A 23,708-nucleotide genomic window follows, 5' to 3' on the forward strand; every position below is an offset into this window, starting at 1 on the left:
GAATTACAGCCAGCCCTTGGTCACCAGCGCCATCGACACATAACGCGCCAGCAGCAGGTTGTTGTACGGGGTCGGGTGCACATCATCGGCGAACGACCAGTGGCTGACGTCGCCCGACTTCAGATTGGTGCCGTTGCAGGTCAGCGAACTGCCCAGCGGGTTCTTGGTCTTGTTGTCCAGGTCGCAAGCGGTTTCGGACACATTGGTCAGGCCGTATGGCGCAGGATTGGTGGCCTGGTCGTGGCTCACCGCAAACACGTCCACCAGCACCACTTTCGATTCGCTGGCCAGACCGTTGGTCAGCGCGGTGTTGAAGGCGCTCACCATGGCGTTGATCAGGGCCTGGGTGCCGGCATCTTTCGAGCGGCCGGCAGGGGTGGTGGCGACGTCCGGCAGGTTGTTCACCACAACGTAGTTGGCGCCGTTGGCGATCAGCTGGGTTTTCACCAGTGCCACCAGTTCGGTGCCGGCCTGGCCCATGGCCGTGATCAGCTCCGGACCGTGGGCCGCAGCGTACTCGGCGCCGGCCTTGGCGCCGGCGGCGTTGCCGGCGGTGGTGGCGTCGGCCTTGGCCTTCTCGGTTATCGGGCCATACACGGTCTTATCGGCCACGCTGATGGCGCCCGGCTGCACGGCGGCGGCGCCGATGGCGACGAAGGTGATGCTTTCCTGGGTGCTGCCCGGACGCACGCTTTCAGCGCCGACGGCGGCGGTGATGGCGGCGGCGGCCGATGCCGGGTCGGTGGCCTTGGCGGCCAGTTGACCGATCAGGCTGGCAACGTAGGCCTTGGCGCCTGCGGCGGCACCGGCGGTGGCGCCGGCGTTGGTGGCGGCGGAGCTCAGCGCGCCCAGTTGGAACAGCGCATCGTTACCGCCGGCCATGACCAGCACCAGCTCGTCGCCCTTGAACTTGCCGCCGGCCGCTTTCAGGTGGTTGGCGATCTGGGTGGCGACCGGGTAGGTCAGCGCGCCCAGCGCGCTGCCGGTCAGCTTGTGGTTGGGACCGACCGGGTTGGTCACGCGCGAACCGCCCATGGCGTAGCCGTAGCAACCGGTATGCGGGGTTGCCGCCGCCGAGAAGCCTTGCGCGGCATTGCCATCGAGGCCGGTCACGGCGGCGCAAGGCGCGGCCACGCCGATCTGGGCGGCCAGCAGCTCGGTCCAGTTTTTACCGGTGAAAGTGGGGTTGACGGAGGTGTAGTCGCCATTGATGGTGAACTTGCCGCCCTTCAGTGCGGCAACGGTCCCCACGGCATAGGAGCCGACGTCGGACAGGCTGTCGCCGAACGACACCTGCGCGCTGTATTTGATCTTGGTGGATTGGTTGCCCGGTGCCGGGTCGGTGCCGCCGCAGCCCGCAAGGACGGCCAGGGCCATTGCAGCGAGTGCAAATTTGGTGTGACGCATGTTGTCTCCTAATGATATTTTTTTGTCTATAGATACGAACGGCCGTGCTATTCGCAACCTGACTAATATGCCAGTCTCGACAAGTCTTGTATAGGGGAACGCAACCAAAAACCGTCGTTTGTGAGCAAAAAAGAACGCTTGCTCGGTGAGTGTTGACCTACGTTAAATAACGACTCACCGCGATGGTGCAGAATCGAAAAAGGCGCGCGCCTCGCGCAGGCAAAACGGCGCCACCAGTCCGGCGTGATAGGCCTCGCGCACCGCCAGGTCGGCGGCGGCGGAACTGGCGCCGCCCTTCAGCGCCGCCGCCCGCACCAGCAGCTTGGCGGTGGCAAATTGCCCACGGGTATCGCGGAACGGGCCGGTCAAGGCGTTGTCGTCCACATCCAGCACGGTCAGCTGCACGGCGGCGCTCTGGGCGCGGAAATAGGCCGAGGTCGACGAGGTGTTGGCGTACGGCACCAGCGGATCGGCGTCGCCGCCGCACATGAACAATGGCACGTTGGCCGCATAGGTGCGCAAATCGTTTTTCAGCAGCCACTTGCGCAACGACTGCGCCGGCGTGCAGGCGAGCGGCGTGGTGTTGTTAGCGTTGCAAGGATGGTCGCGCAGGTCGGCCAGGTAGGCGTCGCGGTAGCTGGTCTTGATCAGGTGGTCGGGGCCGAAGAAACTGCCGTAACCGGCCGCCTGCGGCAGCGAGTCGGTGGCGAACAGCACGTCGTTCGGCAGCTTGCCCGCCGTCACCAGCGCGCCCAAGCCTTGCGTGCCCGGCAGCAGGGTGTCGATGCCGGTGGCGTATTTCGGTTCGTAGATATCGCCGGTGCTGTTGTAGAGCGCCGCGCCGGCGCGCTGGCCGGCATTGATCAGCAAGGGGATGAAACCGGCCGCACCCATGGTCGGCGCACCGTTGAAGATGCTGTCGCCGAACAGGCTCAGCGCGTAAGGGCCGGACAGCGGCGCCGCCGCCGTGACATTGAATTCCGCCGCGTGTTTGGTCTGCATGGCGCGCTGGGTCGCCAGCGCCACGTAGCCGCCCTGCGAGTAGCCGGAAATCATCAGCCGGGTGGAGGCGTTGGCGTTGATGCCGCTGAACACGCTGCGGGCGGCGCGCAAGGCGTCCACCATGTCGGCCGACTGCTGCTCGGCGTCCAGATAGGGATGATAGCCGGCGGTGGAGCCGGCATAGCCGAGGTAGTTGGGCGCGACCACGATGTAGCCCTGCGCCGCGAACATGCCGGCCACCAGCAGCGGTTCATTCGAGCCCAGGTTGGCCATGTCGTAGCTTTTCTGCACCGAGGTGCCGTGCGCGTACAGCAGCACCGGACGGCTGCCTTGGCAAGCCGGATCGCTGCCGGACGGGACATAGATGGCGGCACCGGCCTGGGCATCGGCGGCCATGGAATCGAGCGTGTGGTATTTGACGGAGTAGACCGTGATGGAACAGACCGGCTTGCCGGTGATGGGCACACCAACTATGTTGTCGGCCTCCAGCAGGACCGCGAGCGACACCGGGTCCAGCGTGTTCTTGGTGACGCCGGGCGTGAGCGTGACCGGCGCCAGCGTGGCGTTGCCGATCACCTGGCCGCGCAACGACACCGGCGGTGTCGGCGTGACCGGCACGGTGACCGTGCCGCTGCCGGAATGCCCGCCGCCTCCGCCGCAGGCAAGCAACAGGACAGCCGGCGCCATAGCCAGCGGAATCAAAGCCAATCGAGCGTTGCGCATATCGCATCCTTGCAAGATGGCCGGGCGAGATTTTCGGCCGGCAACCAAATCATCTTAGCAGGTAAGGAAAGCCGGGGCGACACCCGGCACGGCAACAATCAGGGCCTATTTTTGCAGCAGTGCCTCGATCACGCCCGTCGAACCGAACACGGAACGGCGCAGGCGATCGTTGACGCCCAGCCAATCACCTTCTTGCGGAGGGGGTTCGACCAGGATCAGGTCGGAGCCGGTCTGGTCCATGTCGCGCAGGGCGGCGTACAGGCCGTAGGCGTAGCCGGCCGGGTCGGCTGGCAGCTCGCGGCGGGCGTGGGCCGTGGCAAGCAATGCGGCCGGCAAGGCGTGGCCGATCAGCGCCACCTTGATGCCCTTGGCGCCCAGCTGGGCCAGCGTGGCGGCAAAGGCGTCGGCCGCCAGCATGGTGACCGGGGTGCGCGGCGCGTAGTGCGATTCCAGCGTGCCGGAGGCGCGCGGCGCAGCCTGGTCCGGCGCGGCCGGCAGCATGCCGATCACGTCGGCGATCTGCTGCGCGCTGATGTGGCCGGGACGCAGTAGCACCGGGCCGTGCGTGGCCAGGCGCGACATGTCGACGATGGTCGATTCGATGCCGACCTCGCTCGGGCCGCCTTCCAGCACTACGCTGAGCGCGGAGGACGAGCAGGCGTCGTCGCCGTTGAGGGCGCCGTCGTCGTGTTCGTCCATGCCGAACTCATCGCGCACGTGCTGGGCGGTGGTCGGGCTGACGTTGCCGAACTTGTTGGCCGACGGCGCGGCCACCCCGCCCTTGCCGCCCTTGAAGGCGCTCAGCAAGGCGATGGCGACCGGATGCGACGGGCAGCGGATGCCGACCGAATCCTGGCCGGCCGAGACCGCGTCCGGAATCTGCGGGTGGCGTTTCAGAATCAGGGTCAGCGGGCCGGGCCAGAAAGCTTGCGCCAGCAGGCGCGCTTCCTGCGGAACATCGGTGACCCAGTAATCGAGATCGGCGCCGGGGGCGATGTGCACGATCACAGGGTGGTCGTGCGGACGGCCCTTGGCTTCGTAGATGCGCGCCACGGCCGCCGGGTTTTCCGCATCCGCGCCGAGGCCGTAGACGGTCTCGGTCGGAAACGCCACCAGGCCGCCCTCCTCCAGGATGGCTGCCGCTTCGGCGATCACCGCCTGGCTGGCAACGCTTGCGGAGGCTTGCTTCACGGCTCGATCCCGAGAATCACGCAGGCGGCGGTCAACTGCTGCTGGGCTTGCGCCAGCGTCGGCGCGATGAAGGTCAGGTGACCCATCTTGCGGGCGCGGCGCGGATCGTCCTTGCCGTACAGGTGCAGGTTGGCGCCTGGCAGCGCCAGCACCTGATCCCACGCCGGTTCGCGCGTGGCGTCGCTGTCGTCGGTGAACCAGACGTCGCCCAGGATGTTCAGCATCACGGCCGCCGAATGCTGGCGCACATCGCCCAGCGGCAGACGCGCCATGGCGCGCACTTGCTGCGCGAACTGGCTGGTGACGCAGGCGTCCATGGTGTAGTGGCCGCTGTTGTGCGGACGCGGCGCCATTTCGTTGACCACCAGCGAACCGTCGGTCAGCACGAAGAACTCGATGCACAGCACGCCCACGTAGCCGAGCTCGGCCACGATGGCTTGCGCCGCCTGCTGTGCCTTCAGCGCGCTGGCGTCCGACACGTTCGGACCGGGCACGGTGGTGGTGAACAGGATGCCGTCGCGGTGCACGTTTTCGGCGATCGGATAGACCACCGATTCACCGTCGTGGCCGCGCGCGGTCAGCACGGAAACCTCGTAGGCCAGCGGCATCATTTTCTCCAGCAGGCAAGTGACCTTGTCCATGGATTCAAACGCGGCCTGGACGTCGGCGCGCGATTTCACGCGCACCTGGCCTTTGCCGTCGTAGCCCATGCGCACGGTTTTCAGGATGCCCGGCAGCAGGTCGTCGCCGATGGCGTCGATATCTTCCTGCGAGGCGATCACCTTGTGCGGCGCCGGCAGCACGCCCGACTTGGGCGCGCAATCGACAAAGAAACGCTTCTCGGCAATGCGGTCCTGCGCCACCGACACGCCATGCGCGTTCGGCGCGACGAACACCGATTGCGCCAGGCGCGACAGGCTGTCCGCAGGGACGTTTTCAAATTCGGTAGTCACGGCCAGGCATTGCGCGGCCAGGGCATCGAGGCCGGCGGCATCGCTGTAGCCGGCGTTGACCAGACGCTGCGCGACCTGCCCGGCCGGACAGGCGTCGGCAGGTTCCAGCACGGCGACCTGATAACCCATGGCTTGCGCGGCTTGGGCAAACATGCGGCCCAACTGGCCGCCGCCCATCACGCCCAGCCAAGCTGGTGGATTGGCGGCGGGCAGGATGGGCTTTAACTTCGTATCACTCATTACGCATTACTCATCAATCAATCAAGCGGCAGGGTCATCGCCTTGGCGGCCTCGGTTTGCGTCACGCGGAAGGCTTCCAGCTTGTCGGCCAGAGCGTCGTCGTTGGCGGCGATCATGGCGACGGCGGTCAGCGCTGCGTTGGCGGCGCCGGCTTCGCCGATGGCGAAGGTCGAGACCGGCACGCCTTTCGGCATTTGCAGGATGGACAGCATGGAATCTTCGCCGCGCAGGTATTTGGACGGCACAGGCACGCCCAGCACCGGCACGATGGTCATGGCGGCCACCATGCCCGGCAAGTGCGCCGCACCGCCAGCGCCGGCGATGATGGCGCGCAGGCCGCGCGAGCGGGCGCTCTTGGCGTAGGCGTACATTTCGTCCGGCATGCGGTGGGCCGAGATCACTTGCGCTTCAAACGGCACGCCGAACTGCTTGAGGATGGCAACCGCGTTCTGCATCACGTCCCAGTCCGAGGACGAGCCCATGATGACGCCGACCAAAGGTTTGTTATCGCTCATCGCTCAGACCTTCAGCTTTTCGCCGGTCAGGCGTTCGATGGCTTCGAAGTACTTGGCCTGGGTTTTGTCGATGACGTCGGCCGGCAGCGCCGGCGCCGGTGCGGTCTTGCCCCAATCGGTCAGGGTTTCCAGGTAGTCGCGCACGAATTGCTTGTCGAACGACGGCGGCGAGATGCCGGTGGCGTACGAATCGGCAGGCCAGAAGCGCGAGGAGTCGGCGGTCAGCACTTCGTCCATCAGGTGCATGACGCCGTTGTCGTCCAGGCCGAATTCGAACTTGGTGTCGGCGATGATGATGCCGCGCGAGGCAGCGTATTCGGACGCTTCAGTGTACAGCTTGATGGCGACTTCGCGCATTTTGGCGGCCAGTTCGGCGCCGATGCGGGTTTCCATGTCTTCGAAGCTGATGTTCTCGTCGTGCTCGCCCAGGTCGGCCTTGGCGGCCGGCGTGAAGATCGGCTGTGGCAGCTTTTCAGCTTGCTGCAGGCCTTCCGGCAGCTTGATGCCGCAGATCGAGCCGGTGGCCTGGTAGTCTTTCCAACCGGAACCGATGATGTAGCCGCGCACCACGGCTTCCACCATGATCGGCTTCAGGCGCTTGGCGACCACGGCGCGGCCCTGCACCTGATCCACTTCGTCGGCGGCAACCACGGACTCCGGCGCGACGCCGGTCAGGTGGTTCGGCACGATGTGGCCCAGTTTCTCGAACCAGAAGTCGGTCATCTGGTTCAGTACCTTGCCTTTGCCGGGAATCGGTTCATTCATGACAACGTCGAAGGCCGACAGGCGGTCGGAGGTGACGATGAGGATTTTGTCATCGCCGACAGCGTAGTTGTCGCGGACTTTGCCGTGACCGAGGAGTGGCAGGGACTTGATGGAAGACTGGTAGAGGCTGTTCATAGCAGGGACGTGTAATGAAAAAGCGAAAACCGGCGGTGGAGGAATCCTCGATCGCCGGTCGAAAGTGTCGGCTTAGTCCAAAAGAACCAAGCCGTTCCAAACAGAATTTTACTTCACAATCTGGGACAGCTCGCCGGCTTTGTAGCGTTCGGCCATCTTCTCCAGTGGAATTACCTTGATTTTCGACGCCTGGCCTTCGCAGCCGAACGACTGGAAACGGGCGCGAACGATCAGCTCGGCGGCGGCGCGCGCTGGCTTCAGGAAGTCGCGCGGGTCGAATTTCGATGGGTTTTCGAACAGGAATTTACGGGTGGCGGCGGTCATCGCCAGACGGATGTCGGTGTCGATGTTGATCTTGCGCACGCCGTGACGGATGCCTTCCTGGATCTCTTCCACCGGCACGCCGTAGGTTTCCTTCATGTCGCCGCCGAATTCGCGGATGATGGCCAGCAGTTCCTGCGGCACCGACGACGAACCGTGCATCACCAGGTGGGTGTTCGGGATGCGGGCATGGATTTCCTTGATGCGGTCGATGGCCAGGATGTCGCCGGTCGGCTTGCGGGTGAACTTGTAGGCGCCGTGCGAGGTGCCGATGGCGATGGCCAGGGCGTCGCACTGGGTGCGCTGCACGAAGTCGGCGGCCTGGGCCACGTCGGTCAGCAGTTGTTCGCGGGTCATGGTGCCGTCGGCGCCGTGGCCGTCTTCCTTGTCGCCCTTCATGGTTTCCAGCGAACCGAGCACGCCCAGTTCGGCTTCCACCGTCACGCCGATGGCGTGCGAGAACTTGACCACTTCTTTCGACACTTCCACGTTGTACTCGTAGGAAGCAACCGATTTGCCGTCGGCTTCCAGCGAGCCGTCCATCATCACCGAGGTGAAGCCGGAGCGGATCGCGGCCTGGCACACGGCCGGCGACTGGCCGTGGTCCTGGTGCATGACGACCGGGATGTGCGGGTAGGCTTCGACGGCGGCGTCGATCAGGTGGCGCAGGAAGGCTTCGCCGGCGTATTTGCGGGCGCCGGCCGAAGCCTGCATGATCACCGGCGAGTTGAGCGCGTCGGCGGCAGCCATGATGGCCTGCACTTGTTCCAGATTGTTGACGTTGAACGCAGGGATGCCATAGCCGTTTTCAGCAGCATGGTCCAGCAGTTGACGCATGGATACGAGGGACATGGTAATACTCCAATAACAATAAAAAAACCTGTCACCGGCCCGTCATTCCCGCGCACGCGGGAATCCATACGTCGGCTGCCATTGAGGCGCAGCATGGGCTCCCGCTTGCGCGGGAGCGACGCGACCGGTATTAACTAAATTCGCCGACCTTCACGATCTTCAGCGCATTGGTGCCGCCGACCTGGCCCATCGGTTCGCCCCAGGTGACCACGATGGTGTCGCCCTTCTTGACGACGCCGTGCTGCACCAGCAACTCCTCGGCCTGCTTGAGCACGGCGGCGCTGCCACCTTCCTGCTGCAAATTGTAGGCCTTGACGTTGCGGTACAGCGCCACCTTGCGCAAGGTGGTGGTGCTCGGGGTCAGCGCGTAAATCGGCGTATCGATGTTGTGGCGGCTCATCCAGAGTGCGGTCGAGCCGGACTCGGTCAACGCCACGATCGCCTTCACTTCCAGGTGATGCGCGGTGAACAGCGCGGCGTAGGCGATCGACTGGTCGATACGGGTGAAGGTCGCATTCAGGAAGTCGGCGTCGAGCTTGTTGTACTCGGACTGCTCGGCTTCCACACAAATGGCGGCCATCATTTCAACGGTTTCGATCGGGTAGCGGCCCGATGCGGTCTCGGCCGACGTCATCACGGCGTCGGTGCCGTCCAGCACGGCGTTGGCCACGTCCGATACTTCGGCGCGGGTCGGCACGGCGTTGAAGATCATCGACTCCATCATCTGGGTCGCGGTGATCGCCAGCTTGTTCGACTCGCGCGCCATGCGGATCATGCGCTTCTGCAGTGCCGGCACGGCGGCGTTACCCACTTCCACCGCCAAGTCGCCACGGGCGACCATGATGCCGTCGGAGGCGTCGAGGATCTCCTGCAGCAGCGGGATCGCTTCGGCGCGCTCGATCTTGGCGATCATCAGCGGCTTGTGACCGAACGGCTCGCCGGCGATGTTGGCCAGCTGGCGCGCCATTTCCATATCGGTTGCGCTTTTCGGGAACGAGATCGCCAGGTAATCGCACTGGAAACTCATTGCCGTCTTGATGTCTTCCATGTCCTTGGCGGTCAACGCCGGCGCGGTCAGGCCGCCACCGAGACGATTGATGCCCTTGTTGTTGGACAGTTCGCCGCCGATTTTCACGACGGTGTAAATCTCGCTGCCGACCACTTTTTCCACCACCAGCACGATCAGGCCGTCGTTCAGCAGCAGCTGGTCGTCCGGACGCACGTCCTGCGGCAGCGCCTTGTAGTCCAGGCCCACGCGTTCCTGGTTACCCAGTTCGCCGTTCTCGCCCCATTTCGAATCAAGGATGAACTTGTCGCCCTTGGTCAGCTCGATCTTACCATTCTCGAATTTGCCGACGCGGATTTTCGGGCCCTGCATGTCCGCCATGATCGCCACTTCGCGGCCGCACTCGGCCGCCGCCTCGCGCACCAGGCGGGCACGGTCGATGTGATCCTGCGCCTTGCCGTGCGAGAAATTCAGGCGGACGACATCGACGCCGCCGCGTATCATTTTTACCAGGACGTTGAAGTCGGTAGAAGCTGGGCCGATCGTGGCGACAATTTTGGTGCTACGAGACATAGTATTCCTTAGCGGTAGGTCATGCGAACAGTTTCCGCGCGGCGCGGAAACCAGGAAGCTGCACTTTATTGCGGTACAGACATCAAAACTGTAGCTTTGCTACACTTTTGATGCCTTAACCAGGCATTACCTGGATTCTACTGTTAGTTTGCTACAAAGCACGACCGTACTATTTACTAGGCTTTACTTCGCTGCCGCGCGCTGGGTCAGGATCTCGACCGCAGGCAGGGTTTTACCTTCCAGGAACTCCAGGAAAGCGCCGCCGCCGGTCGAGATGTAACCGACCTGCTCGCTGATGTTGTACTTGGCGATCGCCGCCAGGGTGTCGCCACCGCCGGCGATCGAGAACGCCTTCGAATTGGCGATGGCCAGCGCCAGCGTCTTGGTGCCTTCGCCGAACTGGTCGAACTCGAACACGCCGACCGGACCGTTCCACACCACGGTGCCGGCGGCGGCGATCTGCGCGGCCAAGGTGGCGGCGGTTTGCGGGCCGATATCGAGGATCATGTCGTCGTCCGCCACGTCCTTAACGTCCTTGACGGTGGCCACGGCGGTCGGCGAGAACTCTTTCGCGCACACCACGTCGGTCGGGATCGGCACTTGTGCGCCGCGCTTGGCCATGATGTCGATGATGGCCTTGGCTTCTTCCACCAGGTCGTTTTCCACCAGCGACTTGCCGATGTTCAGGCCGACGGCCTTCATGAAGGTGTTGGCGATGCCGCCGCCGACGATCAGGTTATCGACCTTGTCGGCCAGCGCCTTCAGGATCGACAGTTTGGAGGAAACTTTCGAACCGGCTACGATGGCCAGCAGCGGACGGGCCGGCGCACCCAGCGCCTTGCCCAGCGCGTCCAGCTCGGCGGCCAGCAGCGGACCGGCGGCGGCGATTGGTGCAAATTTGGCGATGCCGTGCGTGGAAGCTTCCGCGCGGTGGGCGGTGCCGAAAGCGTCATTGACGTAGATGTCGCACAAAGCGGCCATTTTCTGCGCCAGTTCATCGCTGTTCTTCTTTTCGCCCTTGTTCACGCGGACGTTTTCCAGCAGTACCACCTGGCCGGCCTGCAGGCCTTCCAGCCCGGCGCCGTCGACCCAGTTCTGCTTCAGCTCGACCGGCTGGCCCAGCAGCTCGGACAGGCGCGCGGCGACCGGCGCCAGGCTGTCTTCCGGCTTGAATTCGCCTTCGGTAGGACGGCCCAGGTGGGACGTGACCATGACCTTGGCGCCGGCGGCAGCGGCCGCCTTAATTGCTGGAACGGAGGCGCGGATGCGCGTATCTTCGGTGATATTGCCGTTATCATCCTGCGGCACGTTCAGATCGGCGCGGATGAAAACGCGTTTGCCTTGCAGTGCGTTTTGATCGATGAGGTCTTGCAGACGGATAAAGTTCAGAACAGCGGACATGGCTACCCAAGGTCGAGTTGTAAAAAGAACGCTATTTTACCGCAAGCCGAACGTGATTTTCCTGTTATTGAGTTACATCAAACAGCCGCAAGGCCGTAAAGAAAACCATGCCGAACACGATGGTCTCCAACATATTGCGTCGCAGCAAATAATAGATCGTGGCGACAACGCCGGACACCAGTTTCAGGTTGCTGGCGTCCAGCACGGCGCGGCCGTCGGCGGCCAGGATCAGGTCGGGCGCCACGATGGCGGCCAAGGCGCAGGCCGGAGCGTAGCGCAGCATTTCCTGCACCCGCTTGGGGATGGTGATGTGGTGCCCGATCAGCCAGAACGAGCTGCGGGTGGCGGCGGTGGCCAGCGCCAGCACCAGGATGACCAGCCATATTTCCCAATCAGCCACGTTTGCTTCTCCATTTTTCGGCGGTTTCTTCAATGACCATGGCGGTCAGCATACCGACCAGCACGGCCAGCAGCAGGCCCAGCTTGTAAGGCAGCCCGGCCGCCAGCACCGACACCGCGCCCGCCACCAGCACGCCGCACAGGGCCGGACGGCCGACCATCAACGGAATCATCACGCAGATGATGGCCAAGGTGCCGGCGAAGCTCAGGCCCCACTCGGGCGGCACGGCGCTGCCGAGGAAAATCCCGGCGATCGAGCCGATCTGCCAGGAAGCCCAGTTCGGATACAGCAGACCTTTTAAATACGACAACTTGCCGACCTGCGGCGCCTCGGACGGGTATTTTTGCAGGAACAGGGCCACCGTCATGTCGCCGGCCACGTAGCCCAGCGTCAGGCGTTGGCGCCACGGCAAGTGGGAAAAATGGGGCGCCAGCAGCGCCGAGAAGATGACAAAGCGCAGATTGACCACCAGCGCGGTCAGGAAAATCACCCAGATCGGCGCATCGGCGGCGATCAGTGGTAAAGCGGCCAACTGGGCCGAGCCGGCAAACACCACCAGCGTCATGCCCAGCGCCTGCGGTATGCTCATGCCGGACTTGATCATGGCGATGCCGACCACCAGGCCCCAGGCGCCGATGCCGAACAGCGACGGCATGCCGGTTTTCAGGCCTTCGCGCCAGGAGGGTTCGTGGTGGGCCGCGACATTGGGCGCGGCGGCTGTACTGCTCGATTCAGTCATGGGATGGGTGTGGCATTCCTGCCACATGGCGGGCTGGACCGGGGTTGTTGAGGCGCTATTTTACCGACGATTTTTGCTCCCTGCGCGAATCCGTTAAAATCGTGCTTTTCTCTCAGCCATCTGGAGCCACACGCAATGACCACCCCAAACACCGCCAACGCCGTTGAACTCGATGGCAAGGACCTGCCGGCCCACTGCCCTAACCCAGCCATGCCGCTGTGGTCCTCGCATCCGCGCGTGTTCCTGGAATTCGTCCACGGCGAAGCCAAGTGCCCGTACTGCGGCACCGCCTACCGCCTGAAGCCGGGCACCGTCGTCGGCCACCACTAAGCACCGCGCGCCCACCATGCCAGCCAAGAAAGCGCACAACGGCAGCGCCGCCGAAACCGAAGCGGCCTTCTACGACGCACTCAACCGCGCTGACCTGGAGGCGCTGATGGCCCTATGGGCCGAGGACGACGAGGTGGTCTGCGTGCATCCGGGCGGTCCGCGCCTGATCGGGCACGCGGCGATCCGCGCCTCCTGGACCGCCATCCTGGAGCACGGCGGCCTGCACATCCAGCCGTCGCAACTGCACGAAACCCACACTTTGATGAGCTCGGTCCACACGGTGGTCGAAGGCGGCACCGCCGCCAGCGGCGAGCCGGCGCACCTGCTAGCCACCAATGTGTACGCAAAAACGCCACGCGGCTGGCGCATCGTCCTGCATCATGTATCGATCGCACCGGGTCCGGCGCCGGTCGATCCGAACGCCCAGATCCTGCACTAGCCACGTATCGAAGCCTGCCGTGAAGTACACCGCGCCATTCTGGCTGCCCACCGGGCACCTGCAAACCATTTATCCGGCGCTGGCCATCAGCAAGCCGCCGGTGAAATTCCGGCGCGAGCGCTGGGAGGCGCCGGACGGCGACTTCGTCGACATCGACTTTGTCGACGGCCAGCCGGGCAAGCCCTTCGTGGTGCTGTTCCACGGACTGGAAGGCTCCTCCAACAGCCACTACGCGCGGGCGCTGATGGCCGCGCTGCAGGCGCGCGGCTGGTCCGGCGCGGTGCCGCATTTCCGTGGCTGCTCGGGCGAGGCCAACCGCGCGCCGCGCTTCTACCACTCGGGCGACGCCACCGAAATCGACTGGATCATCCGCCGCCTGCACGCGCAGCGCGGCAAGGATGGCGGCAACAACGGCGGCAAATTCTACGCCACCGGCGTCTCGCTTGGCGGCAACGCCCTGCTGCGCTGGCTGGGTGAATCGCAACACCAGGCCGAGTTCGTGGACGCGGCCTGCGCCGTCTCCGCGCCGCTGGACCTGGCGCAGGGCGGCGCCTCGCTGTCGAGCGGCTTCAACATGGTCTACACGCGCATGTTCCTGCAAACGCTGAAGCCGAAATGCGTAGCCAAACTACAGCAATTCCCCGGCCTGTTCGACCTGGACGCCCTGCACGCCGCGCGCGACCTGTATGCCTTCGACAACATCGTCACCGCGCCGCTGCACGGCTACCGCGACACGGAAGACTACTGGCACCGCGCCAGCGCCAAGCACGTCCTGACCGACATCACCGTGCCCACCCTGGTGCTGAACGCCAAGAACGATCCCTTCCTGCCCGGCCGCCACCTGCCGCAACGTGCGGCCCCGCGCGTGGTATTGGATTATCCTGAACAAGGCGGCCATGTCGGCTTTGCCGTCGGCCGCATTCCGGGCAGCATCAACTGGCTGCCGCAACGCCTGATCCACTTCCTCGAACAACATGGATGACATCGTTAAACAGGCCTTGGCCAAGTGGCCCAACGTGCCGCACTGCTACGGCTGGCTGGCGCTCGATGCGCGCGGCTACTGGCGCATGCGCGACGAGCGCGCCCAGCACCTGAACCTGCCGGGCGACAAGCTGACCAACGCCGCGCTGGTCGGCTTCATCACGCGCAACTACGCGGTGGATGAACGCGGCTGTTGGTATTTCCAGAACGGCCCGCAGCGCGTGTATGTGGAACTGGAGGCAACGCCTTACATCGTGCGCACCGATCCATCGGCCGGATGGCTGCTGCACACGGGCGCGCCGCTGGGACCGCTGGAAGCGGCATGGCTGACCGACGCCGGCGCGCTGGTATTGCGCAGCGGCGCCGTGGTGGCGCAACTGGACGACCGCGACTTCGCGCACGTGCTGCCGCAGCTGCGCATGAACAACCAAGCGGTGGAAGATGAAAATTTGCTGGCCTGGATGGAAGGCCGCGTGGAAGGCCAGCTGACGCTCGACGGCGTGGCCGTGCAGCGCATCGGCGCCGGCGAGCTGCCGGCGCACTTCGGCTACGTCAGCGTACCGACGGCCCCTGCTGCATAGGATCAGTGCTCTTACGCAGGCGATCCAGCGGGCTGGTGTAGGGATTGAGGCGGTTGTCGCTGTCGGTCTCGCTATGCGACTTGAGCTCGGCCTTGAAGGCCGGGCGCGACTCCGCCAAATCCTTCTTGCCCTTGTCGCCCATCTCCTCGCGGCGACGCGCCTGCCATTCGCGCTCGCGGGCATCGATCAGCGAGTGGTCGTAGAACGAGGCATCGGGCGACTTGCGCGCCAGCCCCAGCTGATCGAGCGCCGACAGCGTGCCGCCCTGCAAAGCATACGACTCCGCCAGCGCGAGATGCTGCAAGGCCAGCTTGCCCTGCTTGGCGTACACACGCGCCAGGATGTCGAAGCACTCAATGTCTTCACGGTACAACTGCACCTGCTCGCGCAGATAAACGGCGGCCTCGTCCAGTTTCTCGGCCGCCAGCAGTGCCTCGCCATACTGGTGGGCGATGCCGCGCGACAGCGGGAAGGTCTGGCGCGCAGCGTCCGCCTCTTGCACAGCCTTCGCCAGCACCGCCTTGTTGTCCGTCTGCGCCAGCTTGAGCTCGATCGATGTGGCGGCGAAGATCGCTTCGGCCTTGCTGCGCGGCGACGCGCCGAACACGCCGGCCGGCGGTGGGCGGTTGACGGTCTCCTGCGCCTTATCCAGCCAGCTTCGGGCCGCGACCGCATCGCCCTGCTTCATGCTGAGGAACGCCAGGCCGTACTGGCCGGCGGCTTTTTGCTGCCAGCTATCCTGCAGAATCTGGCCCTGGAAGAACAGTTTGGTCTCGTTGTAGCCGCTGGACGTCTGGTCCTGCAGCACACGGGCGCGCGAACGCACCAGATAAAAGTCCAGGCTGTCGGAACGTTGCTTGTACGGCTGCTCGCGGATGCGCGCCTGGATGTCGGCGATACGCTCGGCAGGCAGCGGGTGGGTCAGCAGCCAGGCTGGAACCAGGTCGCTGTAATTGCGCGTGGAAGCCTGCATTTGCTGGAAGAAGGCCACCATGCCGGAGGTATCGAAACCGGCCTCGCCCATGATCTGGAAACCGATGCGGTCGGCCTCGCGCTCGGCATCGCGGCCGAAGTTCAGCTGCCGCTGGATCGCCAGGCCCTGGCCACCGAGAAACACGCCGATGGCGGCATCGCCACCTTGGCGCGACGCCAGCGCGGCCAGGATCATGGCCGCCAGCGGGATCAACGCATCCTGCTTCTGCTGGCCGATGGAGCGGGCGATGTGACGCTGCACCACGTGGCCGATCTCGTGGCCCAGCACGGAGGCCAGCTCGGACTCGGTCTGCGCCTGCAGCAGCAGCCCGGAGTGGACGGCGATAAAGCCGCCCGGCAGCGCGAACGCGTTCAGCTGCGGATCGCGCACCACGAAGAAGAAGTAATTGTAATTGGCCTCACCGCGCGCGCCGGGGCGGGCCTCCACCAGCGCATTGCCGAAGCTATTCATGTATTCGAGGATGGGGCCATCGTCGAGGTAATCGCGGTCGCGGCGGATATCGCGCATGATTTCCTCGCCGATCTTGCGCTCCATCAGCGGAGACAAATCCTGGTTCTCGGTACCGCCCAGCGCTGGCAGGTTGGGGATCTTGGCAGGCGCGAGCACGTTCTGCGCCATCGCCATCGGCATGGCGAGCAGCAGGGCGACGGCGACGGCGCGCATGCGGCCGGAGTAGGAGGAGCGATTTGCTTTCACGGTGATATGATACCCGCAACTCGGGCGCTAAAGCTTAGCGTCACATTATGAATCATTTTCCGCCATCGCCATGACCACCGACCACCTGACCCATTTCGACGCCACCGGACAAGCCCACATGGTGGATGTCGGCGCCAAAGCGGAAACCCACCGCATCGCGCTCGCCAGCGGTTCGATCCGCATGAAGCCGGAAACCCTGGCCATCATCATGGGCGGCACGGCCAAGAAAGGCGACGTGCTGGGCATCGCCCGCATCGCCGCCATCATGGCCTCCAAGCGCACCAGCGACCTGGTGCCGCTGTGCCATCCGCTGGCCCTGACACGGGTGGCGGTGGACTTCGAAACCGACGCCGAGAATTCCAGCATCCACTGCAAGGCGCAGGTAGAAACCTACGGCAAAACCGGCGTGGAAATGGAAGCCCTCACCGCCGTCCAGGTCGGCCTGCTGACCGTGTACGACATGTGCAAAGCCGTGGACCGGGGCATGGTCATGACCAATATCCGCGTCACCGAAAAACACGGCGGCAAGTCGGGCGACTGGAGCGTCACGAGCTAACCGCCGTCGGACAAGACGCGCCACCATCAGAATGACCAATCCGCAATCTGTTGTATTGCCTGATTGTTACCCAAACTTGGCGGGTATATAATTAATGTCGCAGGAACAATTTTTTTGACGGTCTCGTTTTCCGGGCCACCTTGCGCACATCGAGAAAGAGTTGAATGAGTAGCAATCCTCCGCCAAGCGAAGCCAAGACTCAGGAGTACGAGTTCGAGCAGATGAATCTGCAAGTAGGCGGCAGAATTCAGTTCATCACGCACCGGACCATGAAGCCGATCCAGCACTTCTCGACCCTGATCGGCTGGGTCAAGGACGAGTACATGATCGTCAAGGTGCCGTTTGAGAACAACGCGCCGATCGCCCTCAATGAAGGCGACAAGCTGACCATCCGCGTGTTCTCCGGCGTGAACGTGTGCTCGTTCTCCTGCATGGTGCAGCGCGTGTTCCCGCGTCCCTTGTTCTATGCCCACCTGAGTTTCCCGGTTTCCATCCAGGGCACCAGCCTGCGCACGGCGATGCGCGTCAAGGTCGACATCCCGGCGCAGGTGACCTCGGCCTCCGGCGCCAGCACGTCGGTGTTCCTGGTCAACCTGAGCGTGTCCGGCGCCTTGATCGAGTCGCCCAAGCAACTGACCGCCGGCGACGACCAGGTCGGCCTGTCCTTCTACCTGATCGCCCAGCCCGGCAACCGCCAGGTGCGCGTCAATCCGAATGCGACCATCCGCAACATCAACGTGGTCACGCCGGCCACCGGCGACAAGCCGCAGGTGTTCACCTACGGCGTGCAGTTCGTCGACCTCGATCCGGTCCACTACACAATGCTGCAAAACCTGACCTACGAAGCCCTGATCGCCGATCGCCAGAAGATCGTCTAGGTTCAAGAGCTTGAGGACGTAAAAAAGCCCGGCGGGGTGACCCGCCGGGCTTTTTTCATACAGACTTATGCAGTCGCTACATCAAGGTACGCTGTTCTTGGTGATGGCGGCAGCGGCGGCCGTGTTGCTGACCGTGGTCGTGATGGTCCAGGTGATGGCCGATGCGCCGGCTGCCACTTTCGGGGTGTAGGTGATGGTCTTGCCGTCCATGCCCGAGCCAACGCCCGATTCCAGGGTGGCGATAATCACGCCGCCAGCTCCGACGGAAGCGCTGGCCACTTCTTTGGTCTTGGTGAAGTCGGTCGCCGCAGGGATGCCGCCGGCGCCGTTGACGCAAGCCGTTGCGTCGCCGCCGGCTTCCTGGGCGCACAACGCCACGGCGGTTTTCAGCGAGTCAACCGCCGACATCGCGTTGGCGGCTTTGGCCTTGGCGGTGTAGTCACTGTATGCAGGAATCGCCACAGCGGCCAGGATACCGATAATCGCGACTACGATCATCAGTTCGATCAGGGTGAAACCAGCCTGTGCCTGTTTCTTCATCATTTTCATGGATTTCATTTTGCGACTCCTTCGGGGTTAAACACGTTGTTGGGTGGTACACCTACCATAGTGCAATTGGTGTGCCAGCCTGTTTTTGCCCAAATTTTCAGCAAAACATGCCTGAAACTGCCGTTTTTTGTCAGTCGGGACCGCCACTATTTGTCATCCGGGACGCGACTGACAATTATTGTCAGGCAATACGGAACGCCATCTGGGTGCCGCCCAGGTCGATCACGTCGCCGTGGCTGAGACGCTCGGCCGCCTGCGGGTCCAGCGCCGTGCCGTTGAGCAGCGGCGCCAGTTCGCCTTCGGTATGGGTGATGGTGTAGAACTCTGGATGGCGGTGGATGACCACCACCTGCACGCCGGCCCGCCCCAGCGTCGTCTGCGGCTTGGTCAGGGCGACGTGCTTGCCGGCGTTGTTGCCGTTCAGGATGGAGATCTCGGCCAGCACCGGCTGCGCGGCGGCCAGCGGGCGGATGCCGTCGGCCACGAACTCCAGCTGGAACTTGGCCATTTTGATCAGGTCCTGATGCTGCAGGAAATGCTTGCCGATGCGGTGGCTGTTGACGAAGGTGCCGTTGGTGCTGTGCAGGTCTTCCAGGAAAGAGTCGTCGAGGATGGTGACGATGGCCGCATGTTCGCCGCTGACGGCCGGGTGCGATAGCACGATGTCATTGCGCGGGTGGCGACCGAGCGTCATGCGCTCTTTGCTCAGTTGTATTTGTTGCTCTACCTGTCCATTGCGCGAGATGATGAGCTTGGCCAATCGGCGGTCTCCAAAAGATAAAGGGGAGCACGAGGCTCCCCTTTATTATTCCACATTCAAGCAGCTGTTAAATTACAGCATGGCTTTCAGCAGACGCGCCATTTCCGACGGGTTTTTGGTGGCTTTGATGCCGCACTCTTCCATGATGTCCAGCTTGGCTTGTGCGGTGTCCGCGCCGCCCGAGATCAGCGCGCCGGCGTGGCCCATGCGCTTGCCTGGAGGAGCGGTTACGCCGGCGATGAAGCCAACCACCGGTTTCTTCATGTTGTCTTTGACCCAACGTGCGGCATTGGCTTCGTCCGGACCGCCGATTTCGCCGATCATGATGACCGCGTCGGTCTCAGGATCTTCGTTGAACATGCGCATCACGTCAATGTGCTTCAGACCGTTGATCGGGTCGCCGCCGATACCAACTGCCGACGATTGGCCCAGGCCCAGTGCGGTCAGCTGACCGACTGCTTCATAGGTCAGGGTGCCCGAACGCGACACCACGCCGATACGGCCCTTGCGGTGGATGTGACCTGGCATGATGCCGATCTTGATTTCGTCAGGGGTGATCAGGCCTGGGCAGTTAGGACCCAGCAGCAGGGTTTTCGAGCCGGCTTTGGCCATGCGGTCCTTCAAGGCCATCATGTCGCGGACTGGAATGCCTTCGGTGATGCAAATCGCCAGTTCCAGTTCGGCTTCAACAGCTTCCCAGATCGCGGCAGCGGCGCCGGCTGGCGGCACGTAGATCACCGACACGGTAGCGCCGGTGTTCGATGCGGCTTCTTTCACCGAACCGAAAATTGGAATGCCTTCGAAATCTTCGCCGGCTTTCTTCGGGTTCACGCCTGCTACGAAGGCGTTTTTGCCGTTCGCGTATTCGCGGCACATGCGGGTGTGGAACTGACCGGTTTTGCCGGTGATACCCTGGGTGATGACTTTGGTGTCTTTGTTGATCAGAATAGACATATCGGTTCCTTAATTATTTACCAGCAGCGGCGGCAACAACGCTCTTCGCTGCATCTTCCATCGTGTCGGCGGCGATGATCGGCAGGCCGGAGTCAGCCAGCATCTTCTTGCCCAGATCTTCGTTGGTGCCCTTCATGCGCACGACCAGCGGTACTTGCAGCGAAACGGCTTTCGATGCGGTGATCACGCCTTCGGCGATCACGTCGCAACGCATGATGCCGCCGAAGATGTTGACCAGGATGGCTTTCAGGCCTGGGTTTTTCAACATGATCTTGAAGGCTTCGGTAACTTTCTCAGCCGTGGCGCCACCGCCGACGTCCAGGAAGTTGGCAGGCTCGCCGCCGAACAGCTTGATGGTGTCCATGGTGGCCATGGCCAGGCCGGCGCCGTTCACCAGGCAGCCGATGTTGCCGTCGAGCGAGATGTAGGCCAGGTCGAATTTCGATGCTTCGACTTCAGCTGGATCTTCTTCGTCCAGATCGCGGTAAGCGACGATTTCCGGTTGACGGAACAACGCGTTGGCGTCGAAGTTGAACTTCGCGTCCAGGGCGATGATCTTGCCCGAACCGGTCACGATCAGTGGGTTGATTTCGGCCAGCGACGAGTCGGTTTCCCAGTAGGCTTTGTACAGGCCTTGCAGGTTGGTGACGGCGTCGGCGATCGAGCCTTCCGGTACGCCGATTTTAGCGGCGATGTCGGCGGCTTCAGCGTCGGTCAGGCCGACGACTGGATCGATAGCGATCGAGTGGATTTTTTCTGGGTGGGACTCAGCAACTTCTTCGATGTCCATGCCGCCTTCAGACGAGGCCATCAGCACAACGCGCTGGGTCACGCGGTCGGTAACCAGCGATACGTACAGTTCTTGCTTGATGTCCGCGCCTTCTTCGATCAGCAGGCGGCGTACTTTTTGGCCTTCTGGGCCGGTCTGATGGGTGATCAGCTGCATGCCCAGGATCTGGTCTGCGTATTCTTTGACTTGTTCCAGCGACTTGGCAACTTTCACGCCGCCGCCTTTACCACGGCCACCGGCGTGGATTTGCGCTTTTACAACCCAGACTGGGCCGCCCAAGGTTTCAGCAGCTTTCACTGCTTCTTCAACGGACAGGCACGGAATGCCGCGCGGTACCGTCACTCCGTATTTTCGGAGGATTTCTTTGCCCTGATACTCATGGATTTTCATGCTGGCTTCCCTTCTGATGCTGATGTGTATAAATCGGTTGAATGATTAAGCAGATAATATTGCTACGCGCTACCCGGTGCTGCTTTGTCCACCCAGCGCGGGTAAAACTTGGCCGCTGCGCCGCTCAAGGGGCACAGGACTTGGAATTGGGGTCGAAACGGTGTTTGATGCAGAGGGGTGCCGCCAATATCCCGCGAGCCATCCTTGCTTGGGACGGCAATAGCGCGCGTGGGCCGCAGCGCACGTCGGATGACTGGAGTTGACAGAGACATAAGATCGATACCGCTCTCGCGGCATGTAATTAGTTAGCAGCCTGGCGCGTTTCTCTTATTAAAAACGCACGTTGCCGCAGCTTCTACGGACAACCACCGCACCCGCGGTGCTGCAAAAACCTGCAAAGTGTAGCACACCCAAGACCGTCTTGGCATGTGCCCAATGCCAACTCATCGCATATCTTTATGCGCGCCATGGCTAGCGCAGGGCCTCGTATGGCGTGCTTGTTTGCAGGTTGACCATCACCTCGCGCGCCTGCTCTTCATAGGAGGATGACATCAGACTGCGGCGCGCATCGCGACCGTTCCACTGCACGCCGCCGGCCTCCAACAGTGAGGGAAATATATCGACGTGGCTGATTTTTTTTTGGTGGTTGGCGCGCAACGCTTGCATGACGGCGGGATGGGCGACGCGGTAGGCCTCGTTCATCCACGCCAGCAGGGGCACGTGGATGTCGTGGCGGGTGGGGCCGGTTTGCGCGTGCATGAACAGGCCGCGCTCGTCGTCGAACAGATTTTCGCCGTGGTCGGAGGTAAACAGCAGGATGGCCGGGCGGCGCTCGGCGCGCAGCACGGCGATCACGCGGGCCAGGAAGCGGTCGGTCTCGATCACCGTGTTGTCGTAGGAATTGATGGCGGCTTGTTTGTGCTGCGCCAGCGGTTGCTCGACGCCAAGGTCGCGCAGCGTTGGCGTGTAGATGCGCGAGGCGGCGGTGTAACGCTCTTCGTAGGGAATGTGGCTGCCGATCATGTGCAGTACCACGAACTGGCGCGGACCGGCCTGGCGCACGAAGGAGGTGAACAACGGCAGCAGGTTGTCGTCGGTGCGCAGGTGGGTGTCCTGTGCGCTGGTCGCGTGCTCGACCACGTCGAGGCTGCGGCTGTACGGTATCGGCTCCTGGTTGGAGAGCCAGGCCGTGCGGAAGCCGGCTTCAGCGAAAGTGTGCGGCAGGCTGGCGCGGTTGGCCCCGGCGTCCGCCCGCCATGAGACGATGCCGGGCACGGCCTGATGAGTCCAGTTGGCGGTGGCGGCCACGTCGGGGAAGGACAGCAGCTCATCGCCGAGCGCCGTCAGTTGTGGCGTGGTGTTGCGCGCGTAGCCGTTGATGCCGAGGTGATCGGCGCGCAGGCTTTCGCCGATCACCAATACCACCAGTACGGATTCACCGGCATTGGCTGCACGGCCGTGCACGCTGGCGAACTCGCCGCCGCCCTGCTCCTGCTGAGCCAGACGCAGCAGCGACATCGCCAGTCCGCTGGGGAACGCGAGATTGCACGTCGACTGTTCCAGCAGCGGCGGCCAGCGCCATTGCTGCGCCAGTGTTTGCCGGCCGACCAGCGCCAGCATCACGTACAGCAGCAACGCCGCCAGCAGACGCTTGCGCGCCGGCCCGGTCAAGGTCCAGTCGCGCGGAATGGAGCGCGCCAGCAGTACATATATAAGCAAGGCGAGCGGAACGAGTGCAAGGCGCCAGCCGAATGCGGACACCACTTGCCAGCTAAGCGCGGGACTGGTGTGCAAGGCCGACGCCAGCAAAGCGTCGCCGGGCACGCTGCCGTAGAGCAGCGTCAGATAAACATAGGGAAGCACCAGCAAGGCCAGCGGAGAACACAGCAGGAAGTAGCGGCGCAGGTTCGGTATCGCCACCAGGGGCGCGGCCAGCAGCGCGATAGACAGCAGTGCTAAAGAAAGCAGCGCCAGGACAAAGCCTTCGCCGCGCAAATGATCGGTGTTGAATACCGCGAGAGTGGGCAGCCACAGCCAGACTGCCAGCGCCAGCGCCTTGAACAGATCGCGCGGGCGGCTAGTCGTCAAAGTCGGCGCCCTTGAGCGCCTTGAGCACGGCGCGCTGGGAGAAGCCACGTTGGAGCAGGAAGCGCATTTGCTTGTTGCGTTCCTGCGGATCGGTGGCGACGGTGCCGAACTTGCGCTGCCAGACTTCGTTGGCGCGCTCGATTTCGGTGTCGGCCAGGCCGGACTTGAGTTCCTGCAGCGCCTCGCCCTGCACGCCGTGGCTTTGCAGCTCGGCCACGATGCGGCTGTTGCCGTAGCGGGCGGCGCGGCGGTGGATCAGCGATTCGGAAAAACGTTCCTGCGACAGCCAGTTGTTCTTTTCCAGGAAGTCGAGCAGGGCGTCGATATCGTCGCCCTCCTCCGCGTATTTGGACAACTTGCGCCCAAGCTCCAGCCGGCTGTGCTCGCGCATGGAGAGAAAGCGCAGTGCCCGCGCTTTCAGACTTAATTGTGGAGCGGCCATAAGTCCTCTGCAACTTACGTCGCTCCCGCGAACGCGGGAGCCCATGGAACGCGTGCT

The 23,708-nt window shown here is 63.3% G+C and carries 24 protein-coding genes; 6 read left to right on the top strand and 18 right to left on the bottom strand.

Features of this window, described 5'->3' with window-relative positions; genetic code table 11:
- Positions 1-3 precede the first annotated feature (3 nt).
- From ACXZ1M_RS10325 to ACXZ1M_RS10375, 11 genes are all read right to left on the bottom strand, one after another.
- The gene (locus ACXZ1M_RS10325) at positions 4-1,407 is read right to left on the bottom strand and encodes an SGNH/GDSL hydrolase family protein (RefSeq protein ID WP_459053073.1); all 1,404 of its coding nucleotides are present in this window, start codon (positions 1,405-1,407) and stop codon (positions 4-6) included.
- A gap of 174 nt (positions 1,408-1,581) precedes the next feature.
- Entirely contained in the window at positions 1,582-3,132 is a 1,551-nt protein-coding gene (locus tag ACXZ1M_RS10330) for an alpha/beta hydrolase family protein (protein ID WP_459053074.1), read from the bottom strand.
- A 105-nt stretch (positions 3,133-3,237) separates the two neighbouring features.
- On the bottom strand, positions 3,238-4,323 hold the full coding sequence (locus ACXZ1M_RS10335) for an L-threonylcarbamoyladenylate synthase (protein ID WP_459053075.1): 1,086 nt from the start codon (positions 4,321-4,323) through the stop codon (positions 3,238-3,240).
- Positions 4,320-5,516, bottom strand: a complete 1,197-nt coding sequence (locus ACXZ1M_RS10340; RefSeq protein ID WP_459053076.1) for a 5-(carboxyamino)imidazole ribonucleotide synthase — start codon at positions 5,514-5,516, stop codon at positions 4,320-4,322. Before ACXZ1M_RS10340 ends, ACXZ1M_RS10335 begins: the two co-directional genes overlap by 4 nt.
- A gap of 17 nt (positions 5,517-5,533) precedes the next feature.
- The gene (gene purE, locus ACXZ1M_RS10345; RefSeq protein WP_459053077.1) at positions 5,534-6,031 is read right to left on the bottom strand and encodes a 5-(carboxyamino)imidazole ribonucleotide mutase; all 498 of its coding nucleotides are present in this window, start codon (positions 6,029-6,031) and stop codon (positions 5,534-5,536) included.
- A gap of 3 nt (positions 6,032-6,034) precedes the next feature.
- Complete coding sequence (locus ACXZ1M_RS10350) at positions 6,035-6,931, bottom strand: phosphoribosylaminoimidazolesuccinocarboxamide synthase (RefSeq protein ID WP_459053078.1); 897 nt, start codon at positions 6,929-6,931, stop codon at positions 6,035-6,037.
- A gap of 108 nt (positions 6,932-7,039) precedes the next feature.
- Positions 7,040-8,104 (bottom strand): class II fructose-bisphosphate aldolase, encoded by a 1,065-nt coding sequence (gene fba, locus ACXZ1M_RS10355; RefSeq protein ID WP_152808802.1) that lies wholly within the window; start codon positions 8,102-8,104, stop codon positions 7,040-7,042.
- A 130-nt stretch (positions 8,105-8,234) separates the two neighbouring features.
- Positions 8,235-9,683: a pyruvate kinase gene (gene pyk, locus ACXZ1M_RS10360; RefSeq protein ID WP_459053079.1), complete on the bottom strand. Its 1,449-nt coding sequence runs from the start codon at positions 9,681-9,683 to the stop codon at positions 8,235-8,237.
- Between the two features lie 183 nt (positions 9,684-9,866).
- Positions 9,867-11,084: a phosphoglycerate kinase gene (locus ACXZ1M_RS10365; RefSeq protein WP_459053080.1), complete on the bottom strand. Its 1,218-nt coding sequence runs from the start codon at positions 11,082-11,084 to the stop codon at positions 9,867-9,869.
- 64 nt (positions 11,085-11,148) lie between these two features.
- Positions 11,149-11,484, bottom strand: coding sequence for an AzlD domain-containing protein (locus ACXZ1M_RS10370; protein ID WP_459053081.1), 336 nt, complete (start codon positions 11,482-11,484; stop codon positions 11,149-11,151).
- Positions 11,477-12,223 carry an AzlC family ABC transporter permease gene (locus ACXZ1M_RS10375; protein WP_459053082.1) on the bottom strand — a complete coding sequence of 249 codons (747 nt, stop codon included), beginning with the start codon at positions 12,221-12,223 and terminating at the stop codon, positions 11,477-11,479. Before ACXZ1M_RS10375 ends, ACXZ1M_RS10370 begins: the two co-directional genes overlap by 8 nt.
- Positions 12,224-12,358: 135 nt before the next feature.
- Between ACXZ1M_RS10375 and ACXZ1M_RS10380 the strand changes: the two genes are divergently transcribed.
- Genes ACXZ1M_RS10380 through ACXZ1M_RS10395 form a run of 4 tightly spaced genes read left to right on the top strand, consistent with a single transcriptional unit; the run spans position 12,359 to position 14,554 of the window.
- Positions 12,359-12,553 carry a zinc-finger domain-containing protein gene (locus tag ACXZ1M_RS10380; RefSeq protein WP_459053083.1) on the top strand — a complete coding sequence of 65 codons (195 nt, stop codon included), beginning with the start codon at positions 12,359-12,361 and terminating at the stop codon, positions 12,551-12,553.
- A 16-nt stretch (positions 12,554-12,569) separates the two neighbouring features.
- A complete protein-coding gene (locus ACXZ1M_RS10385; RefSeq protein WP_459053084.1) occupies positions 12,570-12,992 on the top strand; it encodes a YybH family protein in 423 nt (140 codons plus the stop codon).
- A 19-nt stretch (positions 12,993-13,011) separates the two neighbouring features.
- Positions 13,012-13,974: a YheT family hydrolase gene (locus ACXZ1M_RS10390; RefSeq protein WP_459053085.1), complete on the top strand. Its 963-nt coding sequence runs from the start codon at positions 13,012-13,014 to the stop codon at positions 13,972-13,974.
- Positions 13,967-14,554, top strand: a complete 588-nt coding sequence (locus ACXZ1M_RS10395; protein ID WP_459053086.1) for a DUF2946 family protein — start codon at positions 13,967-13,969, stop codon at positions 14,552-14,554. The genes ACXZ1M_RS10390 and ACXZ1M_RS10395 overlap by 8 nt, the downstream gene beginning before the upstream one ends.
- Here ACXZ1M_RS10395 and ACXZ1M_RS10400 read toward each other — a convergent pair.
- The gene (locus ACXZ1M_RS10400; RefSeq protein WP_459053995.1) at positions 14,526-16,211 is read right to left on the bottom strand and encodes a beta-barrel assembly-enhancing protease; all 1,686 of its coding nucleotides are present in this window, start codon (positions 16,209-16,211) and stop codon (positions 14,526-14,528) included. The two genes, ACXZ1M_RS10395 and ACXZ1M_RS10400, sit on opposite strands and share 29 nt — an antisense overlap.
- A gap of 103 nt (positions 16,212-16,314) precedes the next feature.
- On the opposite strand from ACXZ1M_RS10400, the gene moaC reads away from it, so the two are divergent.
- The gene (gene moaC / locus ACXZ1M_RS10405; protein ID WP_459053087.1) at positions 16,315-16,800 is read left to right on the top strand and encodes a cyclic pyranopterin monophosphate synthase MoaC; all 486 of its coding nucleotides are present in this window, start codon (positions 16,315-16,317) and stop codon (positions 16,798-16,800) included.
- A gap of 164 nt (positions 16,801-16,964) precedes the next feature.
- Positions 16,965-17,678, top strand: coding sequence for a flagellar brake protein (locus tag ACXZ1M_RS10410; protein ID WP_459053088.1), 714 nt, complete (start codon positions 16,965-16,967; stop codon positions 17,676-17,678).
- A gap of 81 nt (positions 17,679-17,759) precedes the next feature.
- Here the strand turns inward: ACXZ1M_RS10410 and ACXZ1M_RS10415 are convergent, their stop codons facing one another.
- From ACXZ1M_RS10415 to recX, 6 genes are all read right to left on the bottom strand, one after another.
- The gene (locus ACXZ1M_RS10415; RefSeq protein WP_459053089.1) at positions 17,760-18,236 is read right to left on the bottom strand and encodes a pilin; all 477 of its coding nucleotides are present in this window, start codon (positions 18,234-18,236) and stop codon (positions 17,760-17,762) included.
- A gap of 172 nt (positions 18,237-18,408) precedes the next feature.
- The gene (locus ACXZ1M_RS10420) at positions 18,409-18,987 is read right to left on the bottom strand and encodes an FHA domain-containing protein (protein ID WP_459053090.1); all 579 of its coding nucleotides are present in this window, start codon (positions 18,985-18,987) and stop codon (positions 18,409-18,411) included.
- Positions 18,988-19,059: 72 nt separating this feature from the next.
- Positions 19,060-19,941, bottom strand: coding sequence for a succinate--CoA ligase subunit alpha (sucD, locus tag ACXZ1M_RS10425; protein WP_154379791.1), 882 nt, complete (start codon positions 19,939-19,941; stop codon positions 19,060-19,062).
- 13 nt (positions 19,942-19,954) lie between these two features.
- Positions 19,955-21,121 carry an ADP-forming succinate--CoA ligase subunit beta gene (gene sucC / locus ACXZ1M_RS10430; RefSeq protein WP_459053091.1) on the bottom strand — a complete coding sequence of 389 codons (1,167 nt, stop codon included), beginning with the start codon at positions 21,119-21,121 and terminating at the stop codon, positions 19,955-19,957.
- Between the two features lie 471 nt (positions 21,122-21,592).
- Entirely contained in the window at positions 21,593-23,209 is a 1,617-nt protein-coding gene (locus ACXZ1M_RS10435) for a phosphoethanolamine transferase (protein ID WP_459053092.1), read from the bottom strand.
- A complete protein-coding gene (gene recX, locus ACXZ1M_RS10440) occupies positions 23,199-23,651 on the bottom strand; it encodes a recombination regulator RecX (RefSeq protein ID WP_459053093.1) in 453 nt (150 codons plus the stop codon). Before recX ends, ACXZ1M_RS10435 begins: the two co-directional genes overlap by 11 nt.
- Positions 23,652-23,708: the final 57 nt, after the last annotated feature.

The organism is Duganella paludis, assembly GCF_054461335.1.

What these genes read in the sequence shown, in the direction of transcription:
- ACXZ1M_RS10325 (WP_459053073.1), bottom strand. Translation starts at nt 1,407, where the DNA reads ATGCGTCACACCAAATTTGCACTCGCTGCAATGGCCCTGGCCGTCCTT.
- ACXZ1M_RS10330 (WP_459053074.1), bottom strand. Translation starts at nt 3,132, where the DNA reads ATGCGCAACGCTCGATTGGCTTTGATTCCGCTGGCTATGGCGCCGGCT.
- ACXZ1M_RS10340 (WP_459053076.1), bottom strand. Translation starts at nt 5,516, where the DNA reads ATGAGTGATACGAAGTTAAAGCCCATCCTGCCCGCCGCCAATCCACCA.
- purE (WP_459053077.1), bottom strand. Translation starts at nt 6,031, where the DNA reads ATGAGCGATAACAAACCTTTGGTCGGCGTCATCATGGGCTCGTCCTCG.
- ACXZ1M_RS10350 (WP_459053078.1), bottom strand. Translation starts at nt 6,931, where the DNA reads ATGAACAGCCTCTACCAGTCTTCCATCAAGTCCCTGCCACTCCTCGGT.
- fba (WP_152808802.1), bottom strand. Translation starts at nt 8,104, where the DNA reads ATGTCCCTCGTATCCATGCGTCAACTGCTGGACCATGCTGCTGAAAAC.
- pyk (WP_459053079.1), bottom strand. Translation starts at nt 9,683, where the DNA reads ATGTCTCGTAGCACCAAAATTGTCGCCACGATCGGCCCAGCTTCTACC.
- ACXZ1M_RS10365 (WP_459053080.1), bottom strand. Translation starts at nt 11,084, where the DNA reads ATGTCCGCTGTTCTGAACTTTATCCGTCTGCAAGACCTCATCGATCAA.
- ACXZ1M_RS10375 (WP_459053082.1), bottom strand. Translation starts at nt 12,223, where the DNA reads ATGACTGAATCGAGCAGTACAGCCGCCGCGCCCAATGTCGCGGCCCAC.
- ACXZ1M_RS10380 (WP_459053083.1), top strand. Translation starts at nt 12,359, where the DNA reads ATGACCACCCCAAACACCGCCAACGCCGTTGAACTCGATGGCAAGGAC.
- ACXZ1M_RS10385 (WP_459053084.1), top strand. Translation starts at nt 12,570, where the DNA reads ATGCCAGCCAAGAAAGCGCACAACGGCAGCGCCGCCGAAACCGAAGCG.
- ACXZ1M_RS10395 (WP_459053086.1), top strand. Translation starts at nt 13,967, where the DNA reads ATGGATGACATCGTTAAACAGGCCTTGGCCAAGTGGCCCAACGTGCCG.
- ACXZ1M_RS10400 (WP_459053995.1), bottom strand. Translation starts at nt 16,211, where the DNA reads ATGCGCGCCGTCGCCGTCGCCCTGCTGCTCGCCATGCCGATGGCGATG.
- moaC (WP_459053087.1), top strand. Translation starts at nt 16,315, where the DNA reads ATGACCACCGACCACCTGACCCATTTCGACGCCACCGGACAAGCCCAC.
- ACXZ1M_RS10410 (WP_459053088.1), top strand. Translation starts at nt 16,965, where the DNA reads ATGAGTAGCAATCCTCCGCCAAGCGAAGCCAAGACTCAGGAGTACGAG.
- ACXZ1M_RS10415 (WP_459053089.1), bottom strand. Translation starts at nt 18,236, where the DNA reads ATGAAATCCATGAAAATGATGAAGAAACAGGCACAGGCTGGTTTCACC.
- sucD (WP_154379791.1), bottom strand. Translation starts at nt 19,941, where the DNA reads ATGTCTATTCTGATCAACAAAGACACCAAAGTCATCACCCAGGGTATC.
- sucC (WP_459053091.1), bottom strand. Translation starts at nt 21,121, where the DNA reads ATGAAAATCCATGAGTATCAGGGCAAAGAAATCCTCCGAAAATACGGA.
- recX (WP_459053093.1), bottom strand. Translation starts at nt 23,651, where the DNA reads ATGGCCGCTCCACAATTAAGTCTGAAAGCGCGGGCACTGCGCTTTCTC.